Here is a 9,957-nt window from a genome sequence, read left to right as displayed (position 1 = left end):
TATTGCCACCCATCTTGTAATCTTTATAATCGTGCTAAAAATAATTATTTAAAATTAATTGTAATTTTGACACTTAATAATTTACTTCGCACCAGATATTTAGTCATTCAAACGATTTCAAAACATCAAAACCATGTCAAATCTTAAGGTTACTCTTGGTCAGAAAGAGTATTTTCCGTTTATCAAAGAAGCAATTGCTTACGAAGGAAGAGAATCAAATAACTATTTAGCGTTTAAATATTACGATGCAAACCGTGTGGTAGCTGGCAAAACAATGGCCGAGCACCTACGTTTTGCAACTGCTTACTGGCATACATTCTGCGGTAATGGCGGCGACCCATTCGGCCCAGGAACAAAAGTTTTCCCTTGGGATGTAGCTTCAAGCTCAATGGATGCAGCGAAACAAAAACTCGATGCAGCATTTGAGTTTATGACAAAACTCGGAACGCCTTACTATTGCTTCCACGATACTGATATCGCTCCAGAAGGCAATTCTCAAGCTGAATTCCAGAAAAATTTAGAGGAAATCGTTGCTTTAGCAAAACAAAAGCAAGCAGAAAGTGGCATGAAATTGCTTTGGGGAACTGCCAACTTGTTTTCACACAAGCGTTATATGAATGGTGCTTCAACAAACCCTGATTTCTCGGTAGTTGCTCACGGAGGTTTCCAAGTGAAAAACGCTATTGATGCTACTATCGCTTTAGGTGGTGAAGGTTATGTATTCTGGGGAGGTCGTGAAGGCTATATGTCTTTATTGAACACAAATACTAAGAAAGAAATCGACCACTTGGGTCAGTTCCTTACAATCTCACGTGATTATGCACGTTCACAAGGATTTACTGGTAAATTCTACATCGAGCCAAAACCTTGCGAGCCGTCGAAACACCAATACGATTACGATGCTCAGACTGTAATTGGTTTCTTGCGTCAGTATGGTTTAGATAAAGATTTCCAATTGAACTTAGAGGTAAACCACGCTACTTTGGCTGGTCATACTTTTGCTCATGAGCTTCAAATGGCGGTTGATGCAGGTATGTTGGGAAGTATCGATGCTAACCGTGGTGACTACCAAAATGGTTGGGATACAGACCAATTCCCGATTGATTTGTATGAATTAACAGAGTCAATGTTGATTATCGTTGAGGCGGGTGGATTCAAAACTGGCGGTATCAACTTTGATGCGAAGACTCGCCGTAACTCAACTGATTTAGAAGATATTTTCATTGCTCATATCTCAGGAATGGATGCGTTTGCTCGTGCATTGTTGATTGCAAACGATATTCTTGAAAAATCTGAATACAAAAAACTTCGTGCTAATCGCTACGCTTCATTTGATAGCGGAGACGGTGCTGCTTTTGAAGCTGGTAAATTAGGTTTAGCTGACTTGCACCGCATTGCATTGGCAAATGGTGAGCCTCAACAAATCAGCGGCAAGCAAGAATTATTTGAAATGATTATTAATCAGTATATTTAATTCAATTAAGACGGGGTCGCCCGTGCGATTGAGAATGAGGAATTAAGAATGTTTTTAAGATTTGGGGCTTTTATATCCATTCTTAATTCTTAATTCCTCATTCTTAATTTATTCAATACTTCACTCCATTCTTCTCCAAAATTCCTTTCGCATTGGCGTTACCTTCCTTGGCAGATTTTATGTACCATTCGGTAGCGGTTTTTATATCTCCACGAGCCACGTAATTGATACCGATATTATATTCGTATTCGCCAGTTTTGTCTCTTTCTGCTCCTTTTTTCCAGTAACTAACTGCTTTGTCATCTTGCTTCAGGTCAACGTACGTAACACCAATATTGCGGTAGGCTGTCAAATAATCGGGGTTTTTAGCTAATAGAGCGTCTAATTCCTTTATTTCTTGGTCATATTTCTTTTCGAGTCTGTATGTGTAAGAATGATTTAGGTAAGCATCCCAAAGCTGCGGATTTAGCTTAATGGCATCATCAAAAACTTTGCGAGATTCCTCAAACCTATTCAAACCCGTGAGCGATAAGCCCCAAACATTCAGATATTCGGCATTTTTGGGTTCGTTGGCTACGGCTTCACGGTAGTATTTTTCGGCTTCTGCCATATTTCCTAAGCGATAATGAGCAGTTCCCAAAAGCCAGTTGGTGCGGTTGGTTTTTGGTAAATATTGGGTTGCTCTTTCAAAATATTTGAGAGCAGTTTTGCTATCGCCTTCATCCAAAAACATTGAACCGATTGTACGGCAAACATCTCCATTCTTAAAGCCACCATCATCGGCACGCATCAAATAGCCTTTTGATGTCGGAAACTCTTTATTTTCTAAGTAATACCAGCCCAAATTACTCAAAATCATGGCATCGTTCGGGAATTCTTTATCGGCTGGTGTAAAGAGTGTCAAGCCATTCTTCCAAGTACCTGTTTGTTTGAAACTCAAGGCACACAAACCCAAAGCAACGATTGCAAAAACTGGCAAAGCTGCTTTGCTTTTTTGGTAGAAACGATTGAAAGCAAGCCCCAATAAAAACAATGGCCCGATGGATGAAAGATAGTAATAACGGTCGGCCACAATGGCACTACCCACAGGAAATGGAAACTGCAAAACCGTGGAAACTGCAATCAAGAAAAATGCACCTGCCCACCAAATACGTTTGTCTTTTCGGCCAAACCATAAGATTGCTCCCACCAACAGAATCACACCAAGAAAAGCTCCTGAATAAATAGCAGGAAGGCTTCCGTTTGGTTTTCCAGGATAAGGATAAAAAGCATAAAGTTTGAACGGAATGAGGGTTTTGACCCAATAAAAACAAAATGCATAGCACGACATCAAGATCCGTTCGCCCAAAGTATAAGCATTCGAAATCACCGAAGATGCATCGGCACCCGCGTCTTTTTGGGCGTGAGTGGCCATATAGGCAAAAATGAGTGTAAGAACAAAATAAGGTATTTTATTGATGAAAAGCTTCGCATTGATTGGCTTTTTCAAGAAACAATAATCAGTAATAATTAGTAAAGCGGGTAAAACCACCGCCATACCTTTCGACAAACACGAGGCCAAAAATAGTAGGATAGAAACTGCATACCATTTTTTATCTTGGGTTTCATCGAACTTGATGTAGTACCAAAGAGAAAGCAATAAAAATATGGTATAAAGTACGTCTTTACGCTCAGCTGCCCACGCTACCGACTCGACGTGAAGTGGGTGAATGGCAAACAAAGCTCCTGTAAAAAACGCTACCCAAAAGCCACCGTTGAGTTTCTGAATAAGCTTGAAAACCAACCAACTATTGAGCGTATGCAAGATAAGATTATCGAGGTGATAGAGCCACGTTTGTTCTTTCACGAGTGCGTACTCGATGGCGAGCGAGAGCATCGTAAGTGGGTGGTAGTTACCCACGTGGTATCCGGTTAAAAGCCCTTTAAGGTCGAAGTTTTTTACGTATTCGTTGAGAATGATATACGGTTTATCGTCCCAAACGAAAGTATTTTGCCATACTGGAGAATAACTCACAAAAATAAGAGCCGCAAATATGGCTGGAGTCCAGCGAACAAGGTTTTGTTCGAGAGATGTGCTGGCTTGTTGATTATTGGCCGATTGCTCTACGGCCACTGACTGCGTGCCTTCTTTCTTAGCAATGGTTTTTGCTTGTGGTTTTTGCTTTGCCATTTCAATGGGTTATATTAGGTTACACAAAAATATTTCAATTATCTTGCCAAAACAAGCCCCTCCTCAGCCCTCCCCGATAGGGAGGGAGCAGAAGTTTCGGTCTAACTATCAAAAGAATGGGGCGAATATAGCTGTTTTATCAAGAAAAATTAAGAACTTTGGCTGTTCTTTGGCAAGAATCTTGCGTCATTGACACTTGCAATATTTAGTGTTTTTTAGCGTTGAAAAGCTACTACAAAATTTAACAATGAGATTCAAACAAATCATATATTTAGCTTTGGTTGCCTTGCCGATGTTTTCGGAGGCTCAGAAAAACAAAAAAACTGAGAGTGAAGGCATTTCGGAGAAAGATTTAAAATCAGAAGCGTATTTCGTAGAAGGCATGAAATATTACATTGCCGAAACCTACGATAAAGCTATTCCATTGTTCAAAAAAGCTGCCGAAGGTAATCCCACAAGTGCGGGCGTAAACTATATGGTTGCGAAGGCATACTACGCCAACAGCGACCTTGCCAATGCGACGGTTTACAGCGAAAAAGCCCTCAAACTCGATGATACCAATAAGTTTTATAGAAAATTTTTGGGCGAAATCTACACCAAGCAGAAGCGATACAAAGATGCGGCCGAAATGTACGAGAAGTTGGCTGATAAATTTCCGCAAGATGTTGACAACTACCTCGACTTATCGAATGTCTATATTTTGCAAGAAAAATTTTCGGATGCCGTTGATATTTACAACAAAATTGAGCGTACGATTGGCGTAAGTGAAGAAATCACTCGCCAAAAACAATTGATTTATCTGAAACAAAATAAACTCGAAAAAGCCATCGAAGAAGGCGACCGTCTGATTGCCTCTGAGCCAACCGAACCCGAATACGTGGTGCAACAAGCTCAGATTCTTATCTCGAACGAACGCTACGACCAAGCCATCACGATGTTGAAAAACTCGTTGAAGAAAAATCCAGATTTTGCCGAAGCTCACGTTTTATTGGCCGAGATTTATCGCAAACAAAATGAGCTTGAAAAATGCAACGAAGAACTTCAAGTAGCTTTTGCTAATAAAAATCTTCCTGTTGAGGTTAAATTCAAGATTTTGAGCAGCTATATGCTCATGATGAAAGAAGATAACAGCGACAAAACGCTCGATAATCTTCTGACGCTGACGCAGGAATTAATCAAACAGTCGCCAAATGAAGCAAAAGGCTACGTAGTTTTGGGCGATTTGCTGATGAAAAAAGGTGAAATGGCGACCGCTCGTGATAATTACGTGAAGTCAACGCAGTTTGATAAATCGGTTTTTGAAGTTTGGTTGGCAATCGTTGAGTTAGATGCTAAATTAAATCATATCGATAGTTTGGCAAAACATTCGGAAGAAGCCATCGAATATTTTCCGAATCAATCTTTCTTTTGGTATCATAATGGTTTTGCCAATTTTGCCAAAAAAGATTATCAAAAAGCTGTTTCTTCGCTCGAAGAAGCAAGAAATTTATCGGTTGATAATGCCGAATTGGGCAAGCACGTAAATGCACTTTTGGGCGATACTTACAACGAATTAAAGAAATACGCCAAGTCGGACGAAGCATACGAAGCAGTTTTGAAAACCGACCCCGACTACGAACACGTATTGAATAATTACAGCTATTATTTGTCGATGCGTAAAGATAAACTCAGCCGAGCGGTGCAATTATCAACTCGCTTGACCGATAAATTTGGCGATAATGCAACGTACCTCGATACACACGCATGGGTACTTTACACCATGAAAGAATACCAAAAAGCACGTGAGTTTTTGGAGCGTGCCTTGAAGCAAGAAAAAGGCGTAAGTGGCACAATCGTTGAGCATTATGGCGATGTGCTTTTTCAGCTTGGCGAAAAAGATAAAGCCATTGAACAATGGAAAAAAGCTCGCTCAATGGGCGAAAATAGTACAAATATTGATAAAAAGATTCAATCTGGGGCTTTGATTGAGTAAATAACTGGTAGTTGTTATTTGATAATTCTTGTTTTACCTCAAAAATGACAATATTTAATAATTTTCAGGTTAAAAAAACGAATGAATAAACCCAAATATCTTTACAAGACAGAAGAACAACTGATGGTTTTTGAGTTCATTAGTGAAGGTTCAAAGGGAATTGTAAAGAAAATGATTACATATACCTACACAGGTTCGGAGAACATTTACAACTTGGGGTTTGGTGACTACGATGAAGCAACAAATGGAATTGATGATAAATCTGTTACAAATAATGGTGATAGCCAAAAAGTTTTAGCAACAGTTGCCTCGACTATTTATGCCTTTACTGAAAAATACCCCGAAGCTTGGATTTTTGCAACAGGTAGTACAAGTGTTAGGACACGCCTTTACCGAATGGGAATAACCACAAATATTGAAGAAATCAAAGTTGATTTTGATGTTTACGGGCTAAACGCTGAAACAGATGAGTGGGAAGAATTTATAATTGGAGAAGATTACTTAGCATTTTTAGTTACAAAAAAACATAATAAACTTGCACTATGACAATGATAGAAAAATTAAATCAATCGAAAGTGCCAATACTAATTTTTGACAAGCGTTTGGAGCAATTTCGAGATAAAAATTTATTTCCTGAAAAATTAGAACAAGCAAAAGAAATTTTGACCAAATATGGCTTGCCAAAAAATAAGAAATAAACAGGTGCAACTTGTATAGAAACCTCTTAATGCCAAACCTTGGCAGTCCACAGGATTTGAGTAGAGAAATAAACTAACCATAAAATGTCAAAATATTCTTTTCTGATAATTAGCTTTTTTGTGATTCTTTCGGCTTCATCTTGTAAGCGACATAAGATGCACAAAAAAGATATTGTTGCCGTTGATACGCTGGCATCTCAACCGATGAAGGCCGAAAAACCAGTTTTAGTGATTGATGAGGGCAATAAAGTAGAAACTTCTAAAAAAGAGGTAGAGACTCCCTCAGTTGCTAAAATCGATGTAAAACCCGCCGAAATTGATTTTAAATATCTCAATATCAAATCAAAAGTAAATTTCTCGTCAGGTGGCGAAGAGCAGAGTTTTCCTGTAAATATTCACATCAAAAAAGATAGTATTATTTGGCTGTCGATTGTGGTGGGGCTTGAAGGTGGACGAGGTATAATTACCAAAGATTCGGTTATTTTCTTAGACCGCCTGCACCGTACTTATTATAAATACGATTTTGCGAGTTTGAGTAAACAGTTCAATTTTAATCTAAATTACGACCTCGTTCAGTCGATTCTGATTGGAAATATGCCAATTAAAAAACGTGAAACCGATGTGGTGGAGAAGCAAGATGGAAACTTTGTGATAAAGCAAAAAGAAGGTTTTGTGAGAATCGAAAATAGTATTGCCGAAGCCAATCTAAAGTTACAAAAAGTAAATGCCAGCGATGAAACTGGCGATAGTAAAATGGAAATAGATTATTCTAATTTCTTGACTATCACCGATTTGATATTCCCGCAAGACATTAAAGCCAAGATTGACGCCAAAAAAGATGGCAAGGTTCTTCAAACTTCAATAAATTTGCAGCATAATAAGATTGAAGCACTCGACCAAAGTCCAGGTTTTGCGTTTAGTATTCCCAAATCTTATGTGCCTAAATAAATGCGTCGTCAGTACCGAAGGTCTGACGAAATAAATTCTCTCCTTAATTGCAATGGCTCTTAGAACCTTTATATATTTTTTTATTGGCGTTTTTGTGATAAGTACATTTTCGAGTACTGATGCCTTTTCCCAACGTAGAAAAAAAAGTAGAGCTCAACTCGAAAACGAAAAGCGAAGAAACCTCGAAAAAATTGCCGAAACTAAGCGTGCTTTAGAAAATACCAAAGAAAAGAAAGAAGTAACTGTTGGGAAGATAAAGGCAATCAAAGAGCAGATCTCGTCGCAAGAAGAGCAAATTGGCCTCATGGAGCAAGATATGGAGCTGATTGACATGGAAATGCAAGATATTGTTGATGCCAAACGTGGGCTCGAACAAAAGCTTGATACTCTCCAACGGGAATATGCTGCCATGCTTTACGGAGCATCAAAAATTAGCGGAAAAATCAATCAGTTGAGCTTTTTATTTTCGTCATCATCGTTCAATGACCTCATCATGAGGTATAAATACCTTCAACAATACACCGATAATCGAAAGTCGCAAGTGGCTCAGATGATGAAAGTGGTGGCTTTATTGCGTGAGCGACAAGCTAATTTAGAAGGTAAAAAATCTGATAAAAAACGAATTATTTCAGCAAAACTTACTGAGGCTCAGTATCTCGAACAACTCAAAAACCGCCAAACTGAAATGGTGGGCGAATTATCGAAAAAAGAGAAAGATTTGAGAAAAGAGATTGAGGCCACAAAAAAATCAGTGAATAAACTTGAATCGTCGATTGCGGCTGTGGTGGCACGAGAGATTGCTCGTAAGAATCGTGAACGAGAACTCAAGCAAGATCGAGAGGTGAGTTTAGCTAAAAATAATAAGGTAAAGAGGCCCGTCTCTAAGAAGACGACTAAAGACCTAGACGATGAAGAAACCGCTCTCGGAAAATCTTTTGCGGCTTCAAAAGCACGTTTGCCATGGCCGGTTCAGCGAGGTTTTATTTCGGATAGATTTGGCATTAAAGAACACCCCGTTTTGAATGGTGTTTTGATAAATAATAATGGTATTGATATTCAGACTTCGACCAACGCAACGGTTCGATCGGTTTATGCTGGTGAAGTAAAAGATATTTCCGAAATACCAGGTCTGGGGAATGTGGTTTTGATTCAACACGGAGAATATTTTACGGTTTATGCTAATTTGCGACAAACATTCTTGTCGGTAGGGCAAAAAGTTGGAGCAAAAGAAACCATCGGAACTGCGGGTGAATCAGGCGGAGCAACCGAAATAAACTTTCAGATTTGGCATAATAGTCAGCATTTAAACCCCGAAGGGTGGCTTGTTCCGAGATAAATTATTAATTGAAAATTGAAAATGTAAAATTGAGAATTTAAAATGAATTTGGAGTTGCCTAAGCAATACTTTCTTGAATTTTTAAATCATTCTACATTTTTAATTCTACATTCTACATTAAATCTATGTCTGTACACAATGAAATTAAGCGTATCACCACGCATACGCTGCAAGAAATGAAACGCAAAGGCGAGAAAATTGCCTGTTTGACTTCTTATGATTATTCAATGGCAAAAATCGTCGATGCGGCTGGCGTTGAACTGATTTTAGTCGGAGATTCTGCCTCAAACGTCATGGCAGGTCACGAAACTACGCTGCCCATTACGCTCGATAACATGATTTATCATGCACAAGCAGTTGTGAAGGGTGTAAAAAGAGCCTTAGTAGTGGTTGATTTACCTTTTGGTTCGTATCAGGGAAACTCAGAAGAAGCGTTGCGTTCGGCCATCAGAATTATGAAAGAATCGGGTGGACACGCGGTGAAATTGGAGGGTGGAGTCGAAATAAAAGAATCGATTGAACGTATTTTAAGTGCTGGAATTCCAGTAATGGGCCACTTAGGACTTACGCCACAATCTATCTACAAATTCGGTACGTATGCCGTGCGTGCCAAAGAAGAAGAAGAAGCCGAGCAATTGATAGCTAATGCTAAAATGCTCAATGATGTAGGTTGTTTCGGAATGGTTTTGGAGAAAATTCCAGCTGCTTTAGCCAAAAAAGTAACCGATTCGGTGGCAATTCCAACAATCGGAATCGGTGCAGGAAACGGCTGTGATGGACAGATTTTGGTCGTGCATGATATGTTGGGTATAAACAAAGACTTTTCTCCACGTTTCCTACGCCGCTACGCAGATTTGCATACGATTATGACTGAAGCCGTAATGAACTATACAAAAGATGTGAAATCGTCTGATTTTCCGAACGAAAAAGAATCTTACTGATAATATTTACTCAAACTTGAACCAAAATATTTGCAATAGCGTTGCATTAATACTTATCTTTGCAACACTATTGCAGGCAAGTTTCTGCTTGCGATAAATTATAGAATTCGAGTTTTTTTATGCGGAAAATATTCACTCATTATCATACACTCAATAAAGTAGGTTTGTGGCTTTCAATACTCTGCACGATTCATTGTTTGGCGATGCCTTTTTTGATGACCGCTTTACCATTTTTAGGAGAGAGTTTTTTGAGCGAACAATCAGAAATGTATTTGATTGGTGCGAGTGCAGTTTTGGCAATTTTCTTATTGATAAAAGATTACCGAAACCACCAAAATCCATTGCCTCTTCGACTTTTAGTTATTGCTCTTTGCTTCAATTTTGTAGGTTTATTCTTAGCCAAAGGCACATACGAAAT

At 38.8% G+C, this 9,957-nt stretch carries 9 protein-coding genes; 8 read left to right on the top strand and 1 reads right to left on the bottom strand.

Annotation, left to right across the window (positions count from 1 at the left end; translation table 11 throughout):
* Positions 1-133: 133 nt before the first annotated feature.
* On the top strand, positions 134-1,474 hold the full coding sequence (gene xylA / locus ACOVO2_RS21890; RefSeq protein ID WP_421772016.1) for a xylose isomerase: 1,341 nt from the start codon (positions 134-136) through the stop codon (positions 1,472-1,474).
* A gap of 112 nt (positions 1,475-1,586) precedes the next feature.
* On the opposite strand, the gene ACOVO2_RS21885 is transcribed toward xylA, so the two are convergent.
* Positions 1,587-3,644 carry a tetratricopeptide repeat protein gene (locus ACOVO2_RS21885; RefSeq protein WP_421772015.1) on the bottom strand — a complete coding sequence of 686 codons (2,058 nt, stop codon included), beginning with the start codon at positions 3,642-3,644 and terminating at the stop codon, positions 1,587-1,589.
* 247 nt (positions 3,645-3,891) lie between these two features.
* Here ACOVO2_RS21885 and ACOVO2_RS21880 point away from each other — a divergent pair, with 247 nt between their 5' ends.
* From ACOVO2_RS21880 to ACOVO2_RS21850, 7 genes are all read left to right on the top strand, one after another.
* On the top strand, positions 3,892-5,616 hold the full coding sequence (locus ACOVO2_RS21880; protein WP_421772014.1) for a tetratricopeptide repeat protein: 1,725 nt from the start codon (positions 3,892-3,894) through the stop codon (positions 5,614-5,616).
* An 81-nt stretch (positions 5,617-5,697) separates the two neighbouring features.
* Entirely contained in the window at positions 5,698-6,162 is a 465-nt protein-coding gene (locus ACOVO2_RS21875; RefSeq protein ID WP_421772013.1) for a DUF6934 family protein, read from the top strand.
* A 2-nt stretch (positions 6,163-6,164) separates the two neighbouring features.
* Positions 6,165-6,314, top strand: coding sequence for a hypothetical protein (locus ACOVO2_RS21870; protein WP_421772012.1), 150 nt, complete (start codon positions 6,165-6,167; stop codon positions 6,312-6,314).
* Between the two features lie 84 nt (positions 6,315-6,398).
* Positions 6,399-7,262, top strand: coding sequence for a DUF4292 domain-containing protein (locus ACOVO2_RS21865; RefSeq protein ID WP_421772011.1), 864 nt, complete (start codon positions 6,399-6,401; stop codon positions 7,260-7,262).
* Between the two features lie 52 nt (positions 7,263-7,314).
* The gene (locus ACOVO2_RS21860; RefSeq protein ID WP_421772010.1) at positions 7,315-8,598 is read left to right on the top strand and encodes a murein hydrolase activator EnvC family protein; all 1,284 of its coding nucleotides are present in this window, start codon (positions 7,315-7,317) and stop codon (positions 8,596-8,598) included.
* A 125-nt stretch (positions 8,599-8,723) separates the two neighbouring features.
* Entirely contained in the window at positions 8,724-9,539 is an 816-nt protein-coding gene (panB, locus tag ACOVO2_RS21855; RefSeq protein WP_421772009.1) for a 3-methyl-2-oxobutanoate hydroxymethyltransferase, read from the top strand.
* A 119-nt stretch (positions 9,540-9,658) separates the two neighbouring features.
* Positions 9,659-9,957: MerC domain-containing protein (locus ACOVO2_RS21850; RefSeq protein ID WP_421772008.1), on the top strand; the 299-nt coding region annotated here is incomplete at its 3' end.

Source organism: Emticicia sp. (assembly GCF_049241225.1).
Classification (GTDB): domain Bacteria; phylum Bacteroidota; class Bacteroidia; order Cytophagales; family Spirosomataceae; genus Emticicia.
The sequence above is the reverse complement of the archived record's forward strand: the minus strand, read 5'-3'. Positions and strand labels throughout refer to the sequence as shown.

Bases quoted from the DNA above. Each gene is read 5' to 3' on its own strand.
- xylA (WP_421772016.1), top strand. From the start codon at position 134: ATGTCAAATCTTAAGGTTACTCTTGGTCAGAAAGAGTATTTTCCGTTT.
- ACOVO2_RS21885 (WP_421772015.1), bottom strand. From the start codon at position 3,644: ATGGCAAAGCAAAAACCACAAGCAAAAACCATTGCTAAGAAAGAAGGC.
- ACOVO2_RS21880 (WP_421772014.1), top strand. From the start codon at position 3,892: ATGAGATTCAAACAAATCATATATTTAGCTTTGGTTGCCTTGCCGATG.
- ACOVO2_RS21875 (WP_421772013.1), top strand. From the start codon at position 5,698: ATGAATAAACCCAAATATCTTTACAAGACAGAAGAACAACTGATGGTT.
- ACOVO2_RS21870 (WP_421772012.1), top strand. From the start codon at position 6,165: ATGATAGAAAAATTAAATCAATCGAAAGTGCCAATACTAATTTTTGAC.
- ACOVO2_RS21865 (WP_421772011.1), top strand. From the start codon at position 6,399: ATGTCAAAATATTCTTTTCTGATAATTAGCTTTTTTGTGATTCTTTCG.
- ACOVO2_RS21860 (WP_421772010.1), top strand. From the start codon at position 7,315: ATGGCTCTTAGAACCTTTATATATTTTTTTATTGGCGTTTTTGTGATA.
- panB (WP_421772009.1), top strand. From the start codon at position 8,724: ATGTCTGTACACAATGAAATTAAGCGTATCACCACGCATACGCTGCAA.